The sequence below is a fragment of the Bradyrhizobium sp. 155 genome, from assembly GCF_023101105.1.
GTDB classification, from domain to species: domain Bacteria; phylum Pseudomonadota; class Alphaproteobacteria; order Rhizobiales; family Xanthobacteraceae; genus Bradyrhizobium; species Bradyrhizobium canariense_D.
In genome coordinates, this window is sequence record NZ_CP064704.1 from 2,852,529 (window position 1) to 2,872,634 (window position 20,106).

A 20,106-nucleotide genomic window follows, 5' to 3' on the forward strand; every position below is an offset into this window, starting at 1 on the left:
CCTTACTTGTCTTCGCCGCTGATCTCGTCGAGCTGGCGGACGACCTTCTTCCAGCCGCCGCTCATGCCCGTGTAGGCCGATTCGTTCCTGGGCAAGACGAAGCCCGCATGAACCAGACGGATCCGCGTGCCGTCCTCGACCGGGGTGAGGGACCACGTCACGACGGTGTCGAGCGGCGCGCCGTAGCCAATGTTGCGCTCATCGCCGCCCTTCCAGGCGTAGACGAGGCGGCGGTTCGGCATGACTTCCAGGACCCGGCAATGGATGACACCATCCCATGCGCCGCCCGGCGTGGTCTGGTAGGTGAAAGTGTTGCCTTCGACGGCCTCGAAACCGGTCGGCGGCATCAGCCAGCGCGCGATCAGCTGGGCGCTGGTCAGCGCCTTCCAGATCGTCTCCGGCGCATGAGGGAGCACCTCGTCGATGACGATGTCTTTTGTCTCGGCTTTCAATTCAACAGCACTCACGGGTCGATCTCCTTCAAGAGGTCACGCAGGTTCTGGAAGCGCTCGCGCCAGAACACGCCGTAATGGTCCATCCAGGAGACCAGCGGTTCGAGGCCTTGCGGCGCGGCACGGTAATAGACGTTGCGGCCCTCGGCACGCTCGGCGACGAGGCCGGCCTGCTTGAGGGACTTCAAATGTTGCGAGATCGCGCCTTGCGTCACGCCACTTCCCCGCGTGAGTTCAGCGACGCTGATCTCCGTGCTCTCGAACACGCGTTCGAAGACGGCGCGTCGCGTCGGGTCCGCGAGGGCGCGCATGACGGTGGTAACGGGATTTGGGGCGGCTTCGATCATAGAATTAGATTAGCCGTCGCTAATGAATTAGTCAATACTAATTTGTGGACCAGATTGGGTCCGCAGCGCTGTCTTGACTATGACTGACTGGTCAGTCATATCAGATAGATGACCAGGAAACCCGCCAAAGCCGCCACGCCGCCCGCAGCTCGCGCGAACGCGAAGGCCAATTCACACGCTGGCGAGGACGCGGTGCCCGCGTCGAGCCGTGCCACGCGCGCGGCGGAGCGGCGCGCGGCGATCGTGGATGCCGCGATGGAGGAATTCATCGCGCGGGGCTTTGCCGCGACGCGGCTCGACGACATCGCGAAGCGTGCGGGTGTCGCCAAGGGCACCATCTACCTGCACTTCAAGGACAAGGAATCGATGTTCGAGGAGCTGGTCCGGACGGTGATCGTGCCTGTCGTGACCCGGTTGACGGCATTGCCGCCACCGGCGGGCTCGGTGCGCGATCTGGTCGAGGCGTTCGCGAGTAACTTCCTGAAGGAGGTCATCGGCACCAGGCGCGGCGATCTCGTGCGCCTGATCGTGGCCGAGGGGCCGCGGTTTCCCTCCGTGGCCGACTTCTACTACCGCGAGGTCGTCTCGCGCGGCATCTCCGCCATGCGCGCCCTGATCGAGCTCGGCATCGTCCGCGGCGAGATCCGCCAGAAGAACCTGGCGCACTATCCGCAGATCCTGGTTGCACCCGCGATGATCGCGGTGATCTGGCAGAGCCTGTTTGCGCGGCACGCGCCGCTCGACGCGCAGGACATGCTGCGCGTTCATCTCGATTTGATTTTTGGCGAACGGAGCACGACATGAGGCCGTCGCAAGCAATTTCTGTACTCGCATTGATCGCGGTCCTCGCGACCGGGCTTGCCGGTTGTAAGGACAAGCGTGATCCCGGCTTCCAGGGCTGGGTCGAGGCTGACATGATCTTCGTTAGCCCAGACGAGGCGGGTCGCGTGACGAAGCTCAATGTCCGCGAGGGCGATCAGGTCAAGGTCGGCGATCACCTCTATTCCGTCGACGACGATCTCCAGCTTGCCGATCTCAATCAGAACAAGGCGACGCTGGCGAATGCGCAGCAAACCTACGATCGCGCGGCTTCGCTGAGCAAGACCGGCTCGGGCACGCAGGCCAATCTCGACTCGGCGGTCTCCGCCTTGCGCGTCGCCGAGGCACGGGTGGCGACCTCGGAGACGCGGATGGCGCGGCGCAAGGGCTTTGCGCCGGTCGCCGGTACCATCCAGCAGATCTATTTTCGCGAGGGCGAGATGGTGGCGGCGCAGCGGCCGGTGCTCTCGATCATGCCCCCCGGCAACATGAAGCTGCGCTTCTTCGTGCCGGAGACCGAGCTGCCGAAGCTTGCGATCGGCGATACGGTGCGGATCGCGTGCGACAATTGCGCCGCCGATCTCACCGCAAAGATCTATTTCATCGCAACCTCGGCCGAATACACGCCGCCTGTCATTTACAGCCTCGAGGAGCGCAACAAGCTCGTCTATCTGATCCAGGCGCGGCCTTCGCGTCCCGACGCCTTGCGCGTCGGACAGCCGATCGACGTCTATCTCAATCCAAAAACTCCGGTGGCGGACAAACGATGAGCGGCAATGGCATCGCGATCGACGTCAAGGGCCTGACCAAGTCGTTCGGCGGCCGGGAGGTCGTGCACGATCTGTCGATGCAGGTGAAACGCGGCTCGATCTACGGCTTCCTCGGGCCGAACGGCTCCGGCAAGACGACGACCATCCGCATCCTCTGCGGCCTGCTCACACCCGACAGCGGCGAGGGCACCTGCCTCGGCTACGACATCCTGAAGGACGCCGAAAAGATCAAGCGCCAGGTCGGCTACATGACCCAGCGGTTCAGCCTGTATCAGGACCTGTCGGTGCGCGAGAATCTCGAATTCGTCGCGCGGCTCTATGGCCTTGCCGACGCCCGCGGCGCCGCGCGCGACATGATCAAGCGGATCGGGCTCTCGGGGCGCGAGGAACAGCTCGCGGGCGAACTCTCCGGCGGCTGGAAGCAGCGGTTGGCGCTAGGTGCCTGCACATTGCCCAGTCCGAAACTGCTGCTGCTCGACGAGCCGACCGCCGGCGTCGATCCCAAAGCGCGGCGCGATTTCTGGAACGAGATTCATGCACTCGCGGCCGACGGTCTCACCGTGCTGGTCTCGACCCACTACATGGACGAGGCCGAGCGCTGTCACGAGATTGCTTATATCGCCTATGGCCATCTGCTCGTGCATGGCACCGTGGACGAGGTGATCGCGAAATCCGCGTTGACGACCTACACCGTGACGGGCGAGGACCTGAACGAGCTCACGGCTGCGCTCACCGGCAAGCCGGGAATCGACATGGTGGCGCCGTTCGGCACGTCGCTGCACGTCTCCGGCCGCGACGTCGCCGCGCTCGAGGCCAGCATCGCGCCGTGGCGCGAAAAAAGCGGACTGCATTGGCACAAATCATCGCCGTCACTGGAAGACGTGTTTATCGAATTGATGAGCCGTTCCAAGGACAATTTCCAATGAGCGCGGTCGATCATCCTGAACCCCAGCACGCAATCCGGGAGCGCTTCGGCTTCTGGAGGCGCTCCTATGCGATGCTGATCAAGGAGTTCATCCAGCTCAAGCGCGACCGCGTGTCATTTGCGATGATCGTGATGCTGCCTGTGATGCAGCTGCTCTTGTTCGGCTATGCCATCAACACCACGCCGCACAATCTGCCGAGCGCGGTGCTGCTTCAGGAGGATTCCGATCTCGCACGCTCGATCCTGAAGGCGCTGGAGAACACCGCCTATTTCCGCTTTCTCTACGAAGTCCACGACGTCGAAGATTTCGACAATCTCCTGAAATCCGGCAAGGTTCTGTTCGGCGTCGAGATCCCGCGCGGCTTCGAGCGGGCAGTGCGGCGCGGCGATAAGCCGGCGCTGCTGGTCGCGGCTGACGCCACCGATCCAGTGGCGGCGAGCGCGGCGATCGGCTCGCTCGGCATGGTCGTGCAGACCGCACTCAAGCACGATCTCTACATCGGAGATCCCCCGGAGATGCCGTTCGAGATCCGCGCGCACGCCCGCTACAACCCCGCCGCCGCGTCGAGCCTCAACATCGTGCCGGGCCTCGTCGGCACCATCCTGACCATGACCATGCTGATCTTCACCGCGCTCTCGGTCACGCGCGAGGTCGAGCGCGGCACGATGGAGAGCCTGCTGTCGATGCCGATCAAGCCGGTCGAGGTGATGTTCGGCAAGATCATTCCCTACGTGCTGGTCGGGTTCGTGCAGGCGTTCCTCATCATTGGCATCGGGGTCGGCCTGTTTGGCGTGCCGGTGCTCGGAAATCTGTTCCTGCTGGCGCTGCTCTCGACGCTCTTCATCACGACCAATCTGGCGATCGGGTACACGATCTCGACGCTGGTGCAAAACCAGCTCCAGGCGATGCAGATGTCGATGATGTTCTTCCTGCCGAGCATCTTGCTGTCCGGATTCATGTTCCCGTTCGCCGGGATGCCGGCCTGGGCGCAATATGTCGGTGAGTGCCTGCCGCTGACGCATTATTTGCGCATCGTCCGCGCCATCATGCTGAAGGGTGCGAGCATGCAAAATTTGCGTTTCGACGCGTTGGCGCTGGCGGTCCTGATGCTGCTCGCCATGACCATCGCCGTGACGCGCTTCCGCCGCACGCTGGATTGAGGCAAGATGCCCCTGGAATCAAGGGGGCGGAATGGTCAGTTTTGCGAGCAGGAAGGCCCGGCAGCATGCCGTGATGTCCGAAGACTTCGAGCGCGAGCTGACGCGCGAGGTGCTGCGCACCGAGCTCGTGCGAGTGAGGGCGCTGATCACGACGGGCTGCGTCATCGTCGTGTTCCTCACCGCGATCTACCTCGTCAATTCCTCCGTGGTGCAGCGGGTCTGGCGGGGCACGGAGGGGCTTGCCGAGGTCTATGGTCTCCTGACCGGCTTCATCCTGTTCGAGGTCTGGGTCCACAGCCAGATCAGGCGAAACCTCAAGCTCGACCGCGATCTGCCGGTGATCCGGCGCTATATCGGCGCGCTGATCGAGACCTCGCTGCCGACCGTCATCCTGATCCTGCAGATCCGCAGCATGGGCGCGAGCCAGGCGCTCGGCTTCGTCGTGCCGCTGATCTATTTCATTTTCGTCATCCTCTCGACCCTGCGGCTCGACTTCTGGCTGTCCACCTTCACCGGCTTCGTCGCTGCGGGTGAGTTGCTCGCTGTGGCGCTGATCTTCGATCCCGCCAGCGGGAGCGGCGAGCCGCAGATCTATTTCCACGCGGTGCGAAGCACCATCATCCTGATCTGCGGCGTGCTTGCAGGCGCGGTCGGTGCGCAGCTCCGCCGCCAGTTCGCCGCAAGCATTGCCGCAGCGACCGCGCGCGACCGGGTGACCAACCTGTTCGGTCAGCACGTGTCGCCACAGGTGGTGGAGCGGCTGATGGCGGCGGGGACGAGCGCCGCCGGCGACCTCCGCCGCGTCGCCGTGATGTTCGTCGATTTCCGCGGCTTCACCGCCGGCGCGCAGTCGCGCACCCCGCAGGAGGTGGTCGACCGGCTCGACGGCGCCTTCGCCGTCCTGGTCGACATTCTCGACCGCGAGGGGGGCATCGTGAACAAGTTTTTGGGCGACGGCTTTCTGGCCCTGTTCGGCGCGCCGCTGGAGACCTCCGACGCCGCGCACCGCGCGGTCGCCGCGGGCCGCGAGATGCTGACCGCGATGGAGCGCATCAACGCGCAGACGAGCTGGCCGCTCAGAATCGGAATCGGCATCCATTTCGGCGAGGTCGTCGCCGGCAATATCGGCTCGCCCCGGCGCAAGGAATACACGGTGATCGGAGACACCGTGAACTTCGCCTCCCGGCTGGAGGCGCTGAACAAGGAGTTCGGCTCGCAGCTCTTGATCTCGGCGGCGGTCCGCGAGGCGCTGGGCGAGGACGGCGACGATGCGGTGTCGCTTGGGGAGGTCGAGGTGCGCGGCTATGAGCAGAAGGTGGCGGTGTTTCAACTGGGGTGAGGGCCGCCGCCTGCGCCTTCACTTGTGAGTCGCGTTTCGTTGAAGCGGCTCGCGTTTCGTTGAAGGCGCGTGATGAAATATCCTTGGTAGCTTTTGGGTCTTGCACGGTGGAAGCCGAAAATCTCAGCTTCCCTTTGCCACCCGGAGAAAGCCAATGACTCGATCGATCCTTGTTGCAGCCGCCCTGATCGCCGCCGCTGTCACCCAAAGCCAGGCCGCATCGGCGCGGGACAGCGTGCCGCGCCGCGCCGCAACTGACGTGGCGACCGACTGCGTCAGGGCTCCGGCAGCAGGCGCGTATGCCTCTGCGCCTTACGCACAGCCGCCTTGCCTGCCCAACACGGCGTCCGCGTACTAACTCGCGGCAGAGACGAAGCCGGGCCGGTGAAGTCCGCCAGCCCGGCGTCGCGAACGCTGATGGCGGACTGCGCGGGATCTCGCGCTGGAGGCCGAGTAGATTCGGCGCCGTATCGCAACGCGCGCGGCCGGCGAAGATTTTGCGAAGACGGCCTACCCGCTGCTGCGCAACGCGTACGGCCTCGATCGACTGCTCTGGGGCAGCGACTGGCCGCACACGCAGTTCGAGAGGGCGCAAAGCTACGCGAAGAACCGGCGATTTATCGATGGGCTGATCGTCGATCAGAGTGAACGCGCGCAAGTGCTCGCATCGCCACGTTCGCTCTGCCGCTTTTGATCCGTCTTCCGCGATTGCTCCGATTGCACTCTATTTTGGGGCATGACGGGCGATGTCGCCGGCTTGTAGAGTGCCGGCGATGCAGCCGACCGAGGCTGCGCTTGCGTGAAGAGGAAGCGAAGATGCAGCGCCGCTACATCACCGTCGACGTGTTCACCGACCGCGCCTTCGGCGGCAACCAGCTCGCCGTGGTGCTGGATGCCGGCGGGCTCTCCACGCAGCAGATGCAGGCGATCGCGACCGAGTTCAACTATTCGGAGACGACCTTCGTACTGCCGCCGCGCGATAAGGCCAACGACGCCGAAGTGCGCATCTTCACGCCGGTGTTGGAGATCGCCTTTGCCGGTCATCCCAATGTCGGCACAGCCTTCGTGCTGGCGTCGCTGGCGAAGGAGCCGAAACCGCGCCTGCTGTTCGAGGAGAAGGCGGGGCTCGTGCCGGTCGAGATCGTGCGGGAGCAGGGCCGGGTGGTCAGAACGGAGCTGACCGCGCCGCAGCCGCTGGCGCGGTATGCGCCACTGTCACCTGCTGAAGCCGCGAGTTGCATCTCGCTCGGCGCGGATGACATCAAGACCGACAACCACGCAGCGCACGTCGTCACCGTCGGAAACGCGTTTCTCGTGCTGGAGCTGCATTCGCGCGAGGCGCTGAAGCGGGCCCGGCCGGATGCCGCGGCCTATGGCAAGATATTGCCACGCGATGGCGCCCGCTCGGTGTGGTTTTATACCCGTGACGTGCCCGCAGCGGAGGCGCCATGTGAGCGCCAGGCGCGCATGTTCATGCGCGGCGCCAGCGGCCTCACCGAGGATCCCGCGACCGGCAGCGCAACCGTCGCAGCCGCCGCGCTGTTCGCCGATCTCGATCCCAGGCGCGACGGCGAGTTGAGGCTCACGGTCGGCCAGGGCTTTGACATGGGCCGGCCCAGCGTCCTGCAGACGCGCGTGCGCAAGCAGGACGGCAAGATCGTCTCCGCCCATGTCGGCGGCAGCTGCGTGCAGATGATGGAAGGGACGTTGAGGCTTGATGGGGAGGGTTAGCTCTCTATTCCATCGTCATGCCCGGGCTTGTCCCGCCTGCGCGGCCGAAGCCGCTTCGGCGACGCGAAGGCTCGGGCATCCACGTTCTTCGTGCTGTGTGGCAAGGCGTGGATGGCCGGGACAGGCCCGGCCATGACGGAGAGAGTCGTTCAGGCCTGCCGTCCCGCCAAATTCTTCACCGTCACCCCATCGCGCTCCTCGATGATCTCCGCGATCATCTGGCGGTGGCAATGGGTGTGGTCGCGCTCGTAGCAAAGCAGGCAGACGGGACCGGCTTTCTTTACTAGTGCCGAGAGTTCGTCCATCTGCTCCCGGGCCTCCGGCGTCTTCAGGTGCTTTGAGAAAACCTTCTCCAGTACATCGTATTGCCCGCTGCGGGCGGCGAGGCGGCCTTCCTTGGGCGTGCCGAGCGCTGCCAGATGGACATAGGCGATGCCGCGTTCATCGAGGTCTGCGGCGAGCTGCCTCTTGGAAAAGCCGGGCCGGCGCGATGACGTCACCGCGCGCACGTCGACGACGAGCTTGACGCCGGATTGCTCCAGCTCGTCGAGCACTGCCTTCGGCGGCGTCTGCTCATAGCCGATGGTGAAGAGCTTTTTTGCCTTTGCCATGAGACACCTTTAGCGAAATACCTCAGCTCACCCGTGCGATCAGTTCCATCGCGCCGGCTGGCGCGCGCACCTTGCCCTCGTGGATGACATAGGCGAACACGTCGCGCGGCTCCTTCTTCGGCTTGGCCTTGTCGACCTTCGGCAGGTCGTCGGGTTCGCTTCCCTCGGCCCAGTTCTGAAAGCGCTTGGCCCAGGCATCGAGCTGCTTCGGCGGATAGCAGGTCTTGATCTCGTCATTGCCCTTCTGCAGTCGCGCATAGACGAAATCGCCGGCGACGTCGGCGATGGCCGGATATTTGCCGTGCTCGGCGAACACGACGGGCGTCTCGAATTCGCGGATCAGCGCGACGAAATCCGACGTGCAGAAACTGTCGTGACGGACCTCGACGACGTGGCGCAGCGCGCGTCCCTCGAGCTTGCGCGGCAACAGCTCGAGGAATTTTCCGAAATCGGCGCCGTCGAATTTTTTGGTCGGCGCAAACTGCCACAGCACTGGCCCAAGATGATCGCCGAGTTCCAGCACGCCGGAATCATAGAAACGCTTGATGGAATCCCCGGCCTCGGCCAGCACGCGCCGGTTGGTGGCGAAGCGCGGCCCCTTCACCGAGAACACGAAACCATCAGGCACCTCGCTCGCCCATTTGCGAAAGCTCTCCGGTTTCTGCGAGCCGTAATAGGTGCCGTTGATCTCGATCGAGGTCAGCTTCGAGGCGGCGTAGGACAGCTCCTTGGCTTGCGTGAGCTTCTCCGGATAGAACACCCCGCGCCATGGCTCGAAGGTCCAGCCGCCGATGCCGATGAAGATGTTGCCGGATTTTTTGGACGCGGTTTTTGCTTTGGCCACGGGAGGATCTCGGATGCGGGAGGAGGGCCTCCATCCTAATCAAACCAGTTGTGATTGGCCAGTTGCGACGTCCCGTCTAAGCTCGCGATAGGATCTGCGAAAAAAGGAGAACAAGATGCGGATGCTGATGGTGGGAGCGGCGCTCGTCATGATGACATCTGCTGCCATGATATCTTCAGTTATGGCCGACGATGACGATGCCAAGGGTGCGCAGAAGCTCGCCACGCAGGGCCGCGACGATTATTGGCATTGCCTGGCGCGGGAATATTCGCGCGTCGGCAATCAGGGCCTGTCGGAACAGGATTTTGGCCGCTCCGTCGCCGGAGCCTGTCCGTCGGAGCGACAATACTACCGGGTGGCACTGCTCGATTATCTCACCACGCAATATCCGGATATTGATGCCGGCGCCCATCTCGCGACCGCGAACAGGGCGGTGGAGGCGGCGCAGAAGGACATCGTGACGGCCTTCGTCAAGCACAAGCCGCCGCAGAAATAGCCCATTGAACCGGTGCGTCCGGCAAGCCCTTCCGGCAGCGCGCTCATCCATGGTATCACTGGGCGCATCTGGAACAGGGATGGGTTTCCATGTCGTCTGAGTCGGTGGGGGGCATTTTGGGCGCGATCGTCGCGGCGATTGTGCTTGCGGTCGCCGTCGTCTTTGGGCCGATCGGCCAGTACGGCAAGCCGCCCAAGCCTGCGAAGGCCGAGCCGGCCGGGGCTGCGGCGCCGGCGGCTCCTGCCGCGCCCGTGCCGCGAGGGCCGGTGATCAAGGAAGTCCCGAACCAATAAGGGCGTGAAAAAGGCCTCTTTCGCCCCTTGTAAAGCGGCGTTGCCGTTCCCATTTAGCTTCTAACGGCGACGTTGAGCGAAAAACTCCGGCGCTGGAACGACCTTGGAATAGCCCAGGCTGCGCCGGATGTACGCGCCGCCCGCCGTTCCGGGGTCGTTGGCATTTTGGGACCCCTTTTTGGGCCGCTCCCCAGAGAAACCCCGGCTTGCTGGCGCAAGTTCTTGGCAGCACAGGACGCGGCGGATATACGCTGCCGTCATGAATCAAGCGATCAGACCGGGCTCCGATAACCCACGGGCGGCTTCGCCGGCGCCCGAATTGTCGGTCGTCGTCCCGACTTTCAACGAACGCGACAATGTCACGGTGCTGTACCGGCGGCTGGAGACAGTGCTGGCCGGCATCGCCTGGGAGGTCGTGTTCGTCGACGATAATTCGCCTGATGGCACCTGGGACGTCGTGCGCGCGCTGGCCCAGCGCGATAGCCGCGTGCGCTGTGTCCGCCGTATCGGCCGCCGCGGCCTGTCGGGGGCCTGCATCGAGGGCATCCTGGCCTCCAGCGCGCCCTATGCGGCCGTGATCGACGCCGACCTCCAGCACGACGAGACGCAACTGCCGAAGATGCTGTCGCTGCTCGCGAGCGGGCAGGCCGAACTCGTGGTCGGCAGCCGCTACATCGAGGGCTACAAGAGCGAAGGCTTCAACAAGCAGCGCGCCGGCGCCAGCGCGCTGGCAACGGAACTCGCCAGGAAAGCGCTGCGGGTCGAGATCGCCGATCCCATGAGCGGCTTCTTCATGGTTCGCCGCGACCGCTTCGAGCAGCTCGCGCCGAAACTTTCCGTGCACGGCTTCAAGATCCTGCTCGACCTCGTCGCAAGCGCTAACGGCACCTTGCGCGCCATCGAAATTCCCTACACGTTCGGCGAGCGCCAGCACGGCGAAAGCAAGCTCGATTCCATGGTCGCGCTGGATTTTCTCGGCCTCGTTCTGGCGAAGTTCACCAACGATGCTGTCTCGTTACGCTTCCTGCTGTTCGCGATGGTCGGCGGGATCGGCCTCGTGGTGCATCTCACCACCCTGTTCATATCGCTCGAGCTGTTCAAGGAGCCGTTCGCGGAAGCGCAGGCCTCCGGCGCCATCGTCGCAATGACCAGCAATTTCGTCCTCAACAACTTCCTCACCTACCGCGACCAGCGGCTGAAGGGCTTTGCACTGCTGCGCGGCCTGATCGCGTTCTACATCGTGTGCAGCGTCGGCCTGCTCGCCAATGTCGGCGTCGCCTTCTCGGTCTACGACCAGGAGCCGATCTGGTGGCTTGCGGGTGCGGCCGGGGCGCTGATGGGCGTGGTGTGGAACTACGCGATGTCCGGACTGTTCGTCTGGCGCAAGAAATAGCTCACGATGGGCGGGGCTGATGCGCGGATCGTCCGCAATACCGCGCTGGTGATCCTTGCGCTGGTCGGCTTGCGGCTCGTCGCAGCCGCCGTCACGCCGATCACCTTCGACGAAGCCTATTACTGGATGTGGTCGCAGAACCTCGCTGGGGGATATTACGACCACCCGCCGATGGTTGCCTACGTCATCCGCGCCGGTACCCTGATCGCGGGCGACACCGAACTCGGCGTTCGCGTGGTCTCGATCCTGCTCGCGCTGCCGATGAGCTATGCGGTCTATCGCTCCGCCGCGATCCTGATCGGCGGCGCGCGGGTGGCTGCGACCAGCGCCATCCTGCTCAACGTGACGCTGCTGGCCTCGGTCGGCACGCTGATCGTCACGCCCGATGCGCCGCTTCTGGTTGCCTCCAGCTTCGTGCTGTTCTTTCTCGCCAAGGTGCTGGAGAGCGGCCGCGGCGTCTGGTGGCTCGCGGTCGGCGCAGCCGTCGGCGCGGCGCTACTGTCCAAATACACCGCGATGTTCTTCGGGCTGGCGATCCTGATCTGGATCGCGGCCGTGCCGAAACTGCGGCATTGGTTTCTCTCGCCTTGGCCGTATCTCGGCGGTTTCGTTGCCTTGGCGCTGTTCTCGCCGGTGATTCTCTGGAATGCCGATCATCAATGGGTCTCGTTCGCAAAGCAGCTCGGGCGCGCCAGGATCGAGGATTTTCGTCCGGTCTTCATTGCCGAGCTGATCCCGACCCAGATCGCGTTCGCAACCCCGCTGGTGTTCATCCTCGGCGCGATGGGGCTGCACGCGCTGACCTGGCGCCGGGCCGGCGCGCTGGCCTCGCGCGTGCTGATCGAGACGATGTTCTGGACCATCGTCGTCTATTTTGTCTGGCATTCGCTGCATGCGCGCGTCGAGGCCAACTGGTTTGCGCCGGTCTATCCGCCCTTCGTCATCGCGGCGGCCGCCGCCGCCAATCTCGTACAGTGGAAGCCGCGGCAGCGCAGCCTGGTGGATTTCTGCCTGCGCTGGGCCGCACCCACCGGCATCGTGATGTTTGCCGCGCTGATCGTGCAGGCCAATACCGGCTGGCTGTCCGGCTATCGCCGCGATGCGACCGTGCGCAGCGTCGGCGTCGGCTGGCGCGAGCTCGCTGCCGAAATCGAAGCGGTGCGCGTCCGCAATGGCGCGTCCTGCGTGCTTGCGCCGGACTACGGCACGACGGGCTGGCTCGCCTTCTATCTGCCGCGCGGCAGCTGCGTGGCGCAGCAAAACCAGCGCATCCGCTGGGCCAACATGCCCGAGCCGGATCCAAAGCTGCTTGCGGGCAAGCTGATCTATGTCGACGAGCTGCGCTCTGACGGCCATCCCGCCGTCCACGACCTCTTTGGGAAGGTGACGCAGGTCGCGCAATTGCAGCGCAAGCGCGGCCCGCTCGTGATCGAGACTTACAGCATCGATCTGCTCGAAGGCGCCAAGGGCGACGTGCTGGACCGCTCGCCACCGCCGGAAGCGCGGTAGCTCTTCCTCGGAACGATGACGAAGGTTCAGTCGATCATCTCGGCCTTGGTCGCGGCCTGGTTCGGCCTGTCCTGGTCGCGCCAGAACCAGACGGTCACGACGCCGGAGCGGCCGCGGACCTGCGTGAGCAGGGGGCCCGACAGAACGCCGTCGGGACCGCCCTGAAAGTCGGCCGCATCCAGCAGCGTATCGCTGAGCGCGAGCCGCGCGCCGTTCTGAACGGCAACCTCCATCAACCGGCTCGCGACGTTGACGGTGTCGCCCGTCGCCGTGATGTGCTGATGGCTTTCGCCGAGGCGCGAGGCGACGATCGGGCCGAAATGCGCACCGATCTTGAAGCCGAGCTGATCCCTGATCGCAGGCGGCAGCGACGCGATCCAGCGTTCGACGCCGCGGTGCAGGTCGATCGCGCATTTCAGCGCGCGTGCGGCGTCGTCGGGCATCGCGCCGGGCAGGCCGAACAGGATCATGGCGCCGTCGCCGAGAAAGCCGCTGATCATGCCGCCGCAATCGACCGCGGTCTTCTCGATCAGCGCGTGAAACGCCTTCAGAATGTCCTGGAGTTCGCCCGGATCGATCCGCTCGCTCAGCGCCGTGAAGCCGGAGAGATCGATGAAGACCACGGCGGCGTCCTGCCGGACAGGTGTCGACAGGAAATTCGGATCGCGCGCCAACCACTCCTGCACGGCCGGCGCCTGGAATTGCGCGAGCGACCGGCTCTTGGCTGCGAAATATTGCGTGCGGCGGCCTCCCGCCCATAATTGCACGCCGGCAAAGACCGCAACCGGCGGCACGGCTGCGGCGAGCGTGGTCGCGGCGTTCAGCCAGACGCCGTGCGTGAACGCAAACAGATTGAATCCGGCCCAGGCGATCATCACCGCGGCCGCCGCGACGATGCCGAGCGCGCTGCGCCGCCAGGCGAGCAGGCCCACAAGCAGCATCGGCAACAGGATCGCGATGAGCGCGTCGGCGATGTGGACCTTGCGGTCGCGCACGATGCTGTCGCCGGCGACGAGATGGGTGATCGCGGTGGAGACCACTTCGACGCCGGGCATTAGAGAATCGAACGGTGTTGGGTAAAAATCACCGCCGCCGGCGACCGAGGCCCCGATCACGACGATCCGGTTCTCGATCGCCGCGCGACTTAACGTGCCGTCGAAGATGCTCTGTGCGCTGACGGTGCGGATGGTCCGGCGCGGGCCGTAATAGGTGATCGGTAACGCGAAGTCGGTATCGGTGGGCACCGCGCGGTCGCCGAGCATCAGATGGTCCGGCGCGATCGTCAGCGACTTGTCGAGCGCGCGCGCCGCGACCCGCAACGGAAAGGACAGCTCGACCTTGTCGCTCGTCCGGAACAGCATCGGCACCGAGAGCGGTGAGCCCGATTGTCCGGTCGCAACATTGACGACGCCGACTTCGGCATGATCGGCGAACGCCGGCAAGGGCAGCAGGAAGCGCTCGGCCTGCGGCAGGGCGGCGAGGGGGCCTTGGCCGCTGGTCTCCACGGTCTCGCTGGCGGACGGGAAGACCGCTGCGGCGGCAAGGACGATGGGACCCGTAGCCAGCGTATTTGCCAGCGTAGCGTCGCCGATCGCAGCGCTGCGATCGACCAGCAGCAGGTCGATCGCGACGACCTTCGGCTTGAACTGCACGATGGTGTCGACGACGCGGGCGAGATCGGCGCGCGGCAGCGGATAGCTGCCGCCGCGCTTCACGACGGTGTCGTCGATCGCGACGATGGTGACGAGATCGGGCGGAACCCGCACGCCGCGGACCTGCGTCCGCCAATCCGTCAGCGTCGCCTCGAGGCGATCGAGAAAACGCAGATGACCGTTGGCGTGACCGGCATAGATGCCCGCGCCCCACAGTGCGGTGAGGACGAGTGCCACCAGGATCTGAACGCGTCGGCTACTCATGTGGTCGTGTTGCAATTTCTCTATCGTCCAAATGCTGTTCGCCGCGCCCAGGTGACCCGAACCATTGGCCAAGTCTTACTGACCAAGTCTTGCCATCAACGCGTCGACGCGCGGCTGGCCCCATGTCTTGACCGTCAACGGGCCTGTGGCTTCCACGTCGACGCCTTGGCCACGGTCTAATACCACGCTGCGCCCACCATTCCTGCGGCTCACGCCGACACGGCCGTCAGCCACGAAGACGGAGGTCTTGGCCTCTGCGACATCGACCGCCCATTTCGTGCCGCGCACCGCGGCGATCGCCTGCGGCGTCAGCACCTTGAAGGGATTGCCGCCGGGCTTCTTGGGCACCTCGACCAGCAGCGCTTTGCTGCTCAACTCCACCGAGTCTATATGTCCGTCGCGGTTAGCGTCCTTAAGTTCAAATCTGGCACCGCTTTCGGCAACGATCGTGATGCCGTTGTCGCAGCGCCAGGTCTGCGTACCGGCAGCAGACGGCGCCGCCGTGCAGCCCACATTGGCGGCAGGCTGGGCAATCGCATGTCCGATCAACAGAAACGACCCCGCCAGAGCGAAAAACCCTGCGCGCACGAACTCTCTCATGCCAGCCTCCGTTTGCGTGCTCGGCACCGTTCAAGGCGATCTTGATACGGTACCGTATCACACGCAGAGGCTGCTGAAAAGTGCCGGTTGCCGTAGCTATTTTCTCGCTGCGGCCTTTTCCAGTGCGGTGCGATCAACTTTCGGTCAGGCACCTGCTCGCGTACGCGGTGTAGCTGCTGACAACCGCGCTACGGCTGCGGAGGAGAGGGTGCTTGCGCACCGGCCTCGCGCAACGCTTCCCCGCTATCTTCCGGGTATTGAAGACCACGAAAACGACTTGGTTGGATGGCCTTAGAGATGCGGCCGAAGACGGTCGCCGGCAACGCCAATCCCGCCGAGAATCATAGTTAACAGACGCGCTTAAGTCCGTAATTCTGCGGGCTTTTTTCTCGAAATGGGACACCCGAACGGGTTGCCCCACATCCGCCCGAACTTAATCCGCATTTAACTAAAAGTGGCCTTAATGACGCTCCGACCCTCTGCGAGATGCTGTTCCCGGATCGTGACCAGCGGCGCTTCGAAGGGGGACTTAGTGACACCGTTCTGGACGCAAGGCGAATGAGTACGAGTATCGCTGCGCAAGGCATCGCGGCACGAAAGTCCAAAGGGTTCTCGAGCAATTCCTATCGGAAGCCTTCCCGGAAAATGACTACCCAAAACGTGCTTGGCGCCGCCGTGATCGGCTGCGTCGTGCTTGGCGCCGGCTGGACCATCTACAGCAACATCTTTGCCGCCAGCGTCTATCCGACCGTCGGCAGCAGCGGCTACGACGAGCCAGTGGTCAAGCGCGCGCCCAGGGTCGCGTTGCGCGAGGCCGGTGAGGCCGTCAAGGACGCCTTTGCGCTCTTGCCCGACCGGTTGCAGGTGGCAGCGCCGATCTCGCGCGAGATGTTCAATGATCGCTTTGCCGCGGCTGCAACCCAAGGCGTGACATCGAATGCGGCCAGCGCCGCGCCCGCAACCAAGGTCGCCGAAGCCAAGGACGCGCCGAAGCCGAGCGTGATCGCGAGGGTCGCGGAAGTCCTGAAGCCAGGTCCCGCCAAGATCGCTGACGCCGCGAAGTCCAAGCGCGGCGCTGACGCGCCGGTGCAGCTTGCCTCGGCAGATCCGGCCGAGATCGTGCCGGCGCCTGAGGCGAAGCCAAAATCGATTGCCGATCGCGCCAAGGCTGCGGTGATGTCGATTACCGGACCGCGCCAGTCGATGGTGGAAAAGCTCTGGGGCAAGCGCGAGCCGTCGGGTGGGCTGCTCGCCTATGCCTCGGCCGATGCCAGCGTGACCGCCTCCATCGCGCCGAAGGAGCAGAACCCCATGCTCGGCGGTTCGGCGCCCTATGAGCGTGACACCGCGGTCTACGACATCTCCGCTAAAACGGTTTACTTGCCCGACGGCACCAAGCTCGAGGCGCATTCCGGCCTCGGCTCCAACCTCGACGACCCGCGCTCCTCGCGCGTCCGCATGCGCGGTGTGACGCCGCCGCACATCTACACGCTGAAACCGCGCGAGGCACTGTTTCACGGCGTGCCCGCGCTGCGCCTGACCCCGATTGGCGGTGAGAGCGCGATCTACGGCCGCGACGGCCTGCTCGCGCATACCTTCATGCTCGGGCCCAACGGCGATTCCAACGGCTGCGTGTCGTTCAAGGATTATTACGCGTTCCTCGACGCCTACCGCAACAAGGGCATCCGCAAGCTCGCGGTGCTGGCGCGCGTGGACTAGGCTCAGTCAATTCGAGATCACGCAAAGGGCCGCTTGCAGCGGCCCTTTTCTGTTTCGCTTCGCGCGTGCGTTTTAGCCCGGCCAGCACTGCCCGCCGCCGTCGATCCGCAGCACCTGACCGGAAACGAAGGCGCCCATGGGCCCTGCGAAGAATTCGACAACGCGCGCGACCTCGTCGACGGTTGCGATCCGGTCGAGCGTGCCGGTCTCGACCATTCTGTCGGGGTCGACTGCACGCGTTCCGAGGAAGCGGCCGGTGCGGGTATCTCCGGGCGCGATGCAGTTGACGGCGACGTCGTAGGGGCGGAGCTGGTCGGCCAGGCATCGCGTGTAATGGGTCACGCCGGCCTTCGAGACCGCATAGATCGAGCCTTGGGTACGTCCCTTGAAAGCGGCGACGGAGCCAAGCGTCACGATGCGGCCTCGTCGGCGCTCCATCATGCCGCGCGCGACCGCCTGGCATGTCAGGATGGTGGAGAGCAGATTGCGCTCCAGCACCGCGCGCACGTCGGCCTCCTTGATATTCACCGCATCGTTCGGATCGGGCTTGCCGCCGCCGGCCGCGATATCGCCCCCGGCATTGTGCACGAGAATGTCGATCGGGCCGAGTGCCGCTTCGGTCTCCGCGATGACGCGTGCGATGTCCTCGCCCTTGGTGAGATCGCCGAGCACGCGCTGGCTGCGAACGCCGAATTCGCGGCCGATCTCGACGGCGACCGCGGTGAGGGTGGTGCCCTCGCCATACTCGGCCGGCCCGTTCTCGCGCATGCCGTGGATGGCGACGTCAGCGCCGAGCGCGGCAAGCTTCTCTGCAAAAGCGCGGCCGAGCCCGCGCCCCGCGCCGGTCACCAGTGCAACTTTGCCTGCCAGAAGCTTGTTGGTGTCATGCGATGTCATGATCTTGTTCCTGTTGTGAATGTCAGTCTGCGGCGAGGTCGAGGCCGATCGCCAACGCCTGCACGAGGCACATCGGTGCGACAAGCGTACGCAGCGCGGGCTCAGGCATGTCCTGGATCTCGAACACGACGCTCGCGCCCTCGACGATCGGGCTCAAAAGGCTGTCGGTGATGGAAATCGTGGGCACGCCCCGCGCGACGAGTTCGGGAAACAAGCGCGCCGTATCCGGATAGTAATTTCGGAAGCTGATCGCGACCAGCGCGTCGTCTGATGTCGCCGCGTGCGACTGCTCGTGGATGCTGCCGCCAAGGCCGTCGAGCAGGACGACGCGCCGTCCGAGCTTGCGCAGCACGTAGGCGAGGTGGATCGCAACCGGGAACGAGCCGCCCAGGCCGAGCAGATAGATGTCACGTGCCTTGGCAAGGATCGCGGTTGCGGCGTCGAGTTCGCGCGCATGGACGGATTGGCTGAGCGTGACCAGCGATGATTGCGCTTCGGACACGAAACGCGACAAGACCGCGGCCGGCTGGCGGCCGAGCACTGACTTCTCCTGGCTCTTCATGCGGGCGAGGCGCGCCTTGTAGCTTGGCGCGACGCCGGCGACGAGACGGGAGCGGAACACCTGCTGCATCTCGGTGAAGCCGCCGAACCCGAGCGCATGCGCGAAGCGAACGATCGCCGACGGCGGCACCCCTGAGCGCTGCGCCACCTCCGCCACGGTGCCGAGTGCGACATCAGTCGGGTGATCGAGCACGAACTCCGCGATCTGCTGCAGCCGGCCGGACAGTGCCCGGTGCCGCTGCGCGATCGCGCCGCGCAGTTCGTCATAAGTCATGGCGCCAGCCGCCTTGTTCATCGAGTCGGATCTCCGGATCGGCCGCCTGTTTAACGGCATTTCACCATTTGGATCAAATATTCTACTTTACATAACATATGGAATGAATATTCTAATCCCACAAGAAGCAAAAGACTTCGGAAACGGGAGGACACGATGAGAGGGCGTCAGATCTCACGGCGAAGCGTTCTGAAGGGCGGCTTGATGGCGAGTGTCATCGGCGGCACCGGAAGCTTCTTTGGGCCGTGGCGGGAGAATCATGCCTGGGCGCAAGGCGCGAAACCGATCAAGCTGGGCCTGACCTGCGATGCCAGCGGTCAATACGGCAACAGCGGCCAGGATGATTTCCGCGGCATCAAGATGGCGATCGACGAGATCAACGCCAAAGGGGGCGTACTCGGGCGCCAGGTCACTTTCATCACGGCGGACACCGAGACGACGCCAGCCACGGGCAGCCGCGTCGCGGAACGTTTCATCACTCGCGAGGACTGCACCATCCTGATCGGCGCGCTGCATTCGGGCGTCGCCAACGCCATCACGCAGGTCGCCAGCAAATATGGTGTGATCTACATGAACACCAATTCCTCCGCGCCCAGCGAAGCCGGGGAGAACTGCTCGCGCGTGAAATTCGTATGGGACGGCAACGGCACCAATTTTTCCAAGGCGTCGGTCAAGAACGCGGTGGACTCCATCGGCAAGAACTGGATGCTGCTGACCAACGACTATGTCTGGGGTCACACGACGTCTGCCGCGACCAGGACGCAGGTCGAGAGCGCCGGTGGCAAGATCCTCGACAATCTGCTGGTGCCGCAGAACACGCGCGACTTTACTGCCTATCTGCTGAAGATCCAGCAGGCCAAGCCCGATGTTGTGGCGACCGCAGTTGGCGGCGACGATATCAAGGCATTGCGCGAGCAGGTGGCGCAGCTCAAGCTCGACGGCAAGCCGGCCTGGATCAACAACCAGCAGGACTGGCCCGACGTATGGGGTGCGCCTGACAGCCTGTTCGGCGTGTTCGGCACCACCTGGTATCACAAGCTGCCGCTGCCCGGCGTCGCCGAATTCGTCAAGAAGTGGCAGGCCGCCAACAAGGACGGCCCGATCCCGGTGCCGGGCAACGTCTCCTACAACGGCTACATGTCCACGCGCGAACTGCTCCGTGCGATCGAGCGGGCAGGGTCGACCAACAACGTCAAGATCATCAAGGAGCTCGAGAGCCTGAAGGTCTCGGCGACCGACCGCATGCAGCATTTCGACGCCTACATGGATCCGATGACGCACCAGATGCAGCAGACGATCTACCTGGCGCGGCGCAACGCCAAGCCGGCCGACAATACCGATCTGTTCGAGATCATCAGCTGGACGGAGCCGAAATCCGCCGCTGACGATGCGGCACCCGGCAAGTGCAAGCTCACGCCCTACGAGCAGGTGCCGACCGTCGACTCCTAG

Annotated in this window: 22 protein-coding genes; 14 read left to right on the forward strand and 8 right to left on the reverse strand. The window is 64.4% G+C overall.

Features of this window, described 5'->3' with window-relative positions; translation table 11 throughout:
- Window positions 1-2: 2 nt before the first annotated feature.
- Both IVA93_RS13780 and IVA93_RS13785 read right to left on the reverse strand, forming a co-directional pair.
- A complete protein-coding gene (locus tag IVA93_RS13780) occupies window positions 3-467 on the reverse strand; it encodes an SRPBCC family protein (protein WP_085351066.1) in 465 nt (154 codons plus the stop codon).
- Entirely contained in the window at window positions 464-799 is a 336-nt protein-coding gene (locus IVA93_RS13785; RefSeq protein WP_085351067.1) for an ArsR/SmtB family transcription factor, read from the reverse strand. Before IVA93_RS13785 ends, IVA93_RS13780 begins: the two co-directional genes overlap by 4 nt.
- Before the next feature lie 108 nt (window positions 800-907).
- Between IVA93_RS13785 and IVA93_RS13790 the strand changes: the two genes are divergently transcribed.
- The 8 genes from IVA93_RS13790 (at window position 908) to IVA93_RS13825 (ending at window position 7,544) form a co-directional block, all read left to right on the forward strand.
- Complete coding sequence (locus tag IVA93_RS13790) at window positions 908-1,603, forward strand: TetR/AcrR family transcriptional regulator (protein ID WP_247409370.1); 696 nt, start codon at window positions 908-910, stop codon at window positions 1,601-1,603.
- Window positions 1,600-2,388, forward strand: coding sequence for an HlyD family secretion protein (locus IVA93_RS13795; protein ID WP_085351069.1), 789 nt, complete (start codon window positions 1,600-1,602; stop codon window positions 2,386-2,388). The genes IVA93_RS13790 and IVA93_RS13795 overlap by 4 nt, the downstream gene beginning before the upstream one ends.
- Window positions 2,385-3,314 carry an ABC transporter ATP-binding protein gene (locus IVA93_RS13800; protein ID WP_018455595.1) on the forward strand — a complete coding sequence of 310 codons (930 nt, stop codon included), beginning with the start codon at window positions 2,385-2,387 and terminating at the stop codon, window positions 3,312-3,314. The genes IVA93_RS13795 and IVA93_RS13800 overlap by 4 nt, the downstream gene beginning before the upstream one ends.
- Window positions 3,311-4,474, forward strand: a complete 1,164-nt coding sequence (locus IVA93_RS13805; RefSeq protein ID WP_018455596.1) for an ABC transporter permease — start codon at window positions 3,311-3,313, stop codon at window positions 4,472-4,474. Before IVA93_RS13800 ends, IVA93_RS13805 begins: the two co-directional genes overlap by 4 nt.
- A 31-nt stretch (window positions 4,475-4,505) precedes the next feature.
- Window positions 4,506-5,813 (forward strand): adenylate/guanylate cyclase domain-containing protein, encoded by a 1,308-nt coding sequence (locus IVA93_RS13810; RefSeq protein WP_085385048.1) that lies wholly within the window; start codon window positions 4,506-4,508, stop codon window positions 5,811-5,813.
- A 154-nt stretch (window positions 5,814-5,967) separates the two neighbouring features.
- Window positions 5,968-6,171, forward strand: a complete 204-nt coding sequence (locus tag IVA93_RS13815; RefSeq protein ID WP_247542111.1) for a hypothetical protein — start codon at window positions 5,968-5,970, stop codon at window positions 6,169-6,171.
- A gap of 162 nt (window positions 6,172-6,333) precedes the next feature.
- Window positions 6,334-6,507 carry an amidohydrolase family protein gene (locus tag IVA93_RS13820; RefSeq protein WP_473332692.1) on the forward strand — a complete coding sequence of 58 codons (174 nt, stop codon included), beginning with the start codon at window positions 6,334-6,336 and terminating at the stop codon, window positions 6,505-6,507.
- 122 nt (window positions 6,508-6,629) lie between these two features.
- On the forward strand, window positions 6,630-7,544 hold the full coding sequence (locus IVA93_RS13825) for a PhzF family protein (RefSeq protein WP_247409368.1): 915 nt from the start codon (window positions 6,630-6,632) through the stop codon (window positions 7,542-7,544).
- A gap of 149 nt (window positions 7,545-7,693) precedes the next feature.
- On the opposite strand, the gene IVA93_RS13830 is transcribed toward IVA93_RS13825, so the two are convergent.
- Window positions 7,694-8,155, reverse strand: a complete 462-nt coding sequence (locus IVA93_RS13830; protein WP_247409367.1) for a DUF488 domain-containing protein — start codon at window positions 8,153-8,155, stop codon at window positions 7,694-7,696.
- A 22-nt stretch (window positions 8,156-8,177) separates the two neighbouring features.
- Window positions 8,178-8,999, reverse strand: a complete 822-nt coding sequence (locus IVA93_RS13835; RefSeq protein WP_247409366.1) for a DUF72 domain-containing protein — start codon at window positions 8,997-8,999, stop codon at window positions 8,178-8,180.
- 115 nt (window positions 9,000-9,114) lie between these two features.
- Between IVA93_RS13835 and IVA93_RS13840 the strand changes: the two genes are divergently transcribed.
- The 4 genes from IVA93_RS13840 to IVA93_RS13855 all read left to right on the forward strand — a co-directional run bounded on the left by IVA93_RS13840 (window position 9,115) and on the right by IVA93_RS13855 (window position 12,690).
- Window positions 9,115-9,495: a hypothetical protein gene (locus IVA93_RS13840; RefSeq protein WP_085351074.1), complete on the forward strand. Its 381-nt coding sequence runs from the start codon at window positions 9,115-9,117 to the stop codon at window positions 9,493-9,495.
- Window positions 9,496-9,584: 89 nt separating this feature from the next.
- Window positions 9,585-9,788, forward strand: coding sequence for a hypothetical protein (locus IVA93_RS13845; protein ID WP_026232985.1), 204 nt, complete (start codon window positions 9,585-9,587; stop codon window positions 9,786-9,788).
- Window positions 9,789-10,047: 259 nt separating this feature from the next.
- Window positions 10,048-11,181 carry a glycosyltransferase family 2 protein gene (locus IVA93_RS13850; RefSeq protein WP_026232986.1) on the forward strand — a complete coding sequence of 378 codons (1,134 nt, stop codon included), beginning with the start codon at window positions 10,048-10,050 and terminating at the stop codon, window positions 11,179-11,181.
- 6 nt (window positions 11,182-11,187) lie between these two features.
- A complete protein-coding gene (locus IVA93_RS13855) occupies window positions 11,188-12,690 on the forward strand; it encodes a glycosyltransferase family 39 protein (RefSeq protein WP_247409365.1) in 1,503 nt (500 codons plus the stop codon).
- A 26-nt stretch (window positions 12,691-12,716) separates the two neighbouring features.
- Here IVA93_RS13855 and IVA93_RS13860 read toward each other — a convergent pair whose 3' ends face one another.
- Together IVA93_RS13860 and IVA93_RS13865 are read right to left on the reverse strand one after the other, a co-directional pair.
- On the reverse strand, window positions 12,717-14,606 hold the full coding sequence (locus tag IVA93_RS13860; protein WP_247409364.1) for a CHASE2 domain-containing protein: 1,890 nt from the start codon (window positions 14,604-14,606) through the stop codon (window positions 12,717-12,719).
- Between the two features lie 75 nt (window positions 14,607-14,681).
- On the reverse strand, window positions 14,682-15,206 hold the full coding sequence (locus IVA93_RS13865) for a FecR domain-containing protein (protein ID WP_204511626.1): 525 nt from the start codon (window positions 15,204-15,206) through the stop codon (window positions 14,682-14,684).
- Window positions 15,207-15,851: 645 nt separating this feature from the next.
- Between IVA93_RS13865 and IVA93_RS13870 the strand changes: the two genes are divergently transcribed.
- Window positions 15,852-16,925 carry a DUF2778 domain-containing protein gene (locus IVA93_RS13870; RefSeq protein WP_204511625.1) on the forward strand — a complete coding sequence of 358 codons (1,074 nt, stop codon included), beginning with the start codon at window positions 15,852-15,854 and terminating at the stop codon, window positions 16,923-16,925.
- A 72-nt stretch (window positions 16,926-16,997) separates the two neighbouring features.
- On the opposite strand, the gene IVA93_RS13875 is transcribed toward IVA93_RS13870, so the two are convergent.
- Entirely contained in the window at window positions 16,998-17,822 is an 825-nt protein-coding gene (locus IVA93_RS13875) for an SDR family NAD(P)-dependent oxidoreductase (protein WP_018455609.1), read from the reverse strand.
- A gap of 22 nt (window positions 17,823-17,844) precedes the next feature.
- Entirely contained in the window at window positions 17,845-18,678 is an 834-nt protein-coding gene (locus IVA93_RS13880; protein WP_018455610.1) for a MurR/RpiR family transcriptional regulator, read from the reverse strand.
- A 135-nt stretch (window positions 18,679-18,813) separates the two neighbouring features.
- On the opposite strand from IVA93_RS13880, the gene IVA93_RS13885 reads away from it, so the two are divergent.
- On the forward strand, window positions 18,814-20,106 hold the full coding sequence (locus tag IVA93_RS13885; RefSeq protein WP_026232988.1) for an ABC transporter substrate-binding protein: 1,293 nt from the start codon (window positions 18,814-18,816) through the stop codon (window positions 20,104-20,106).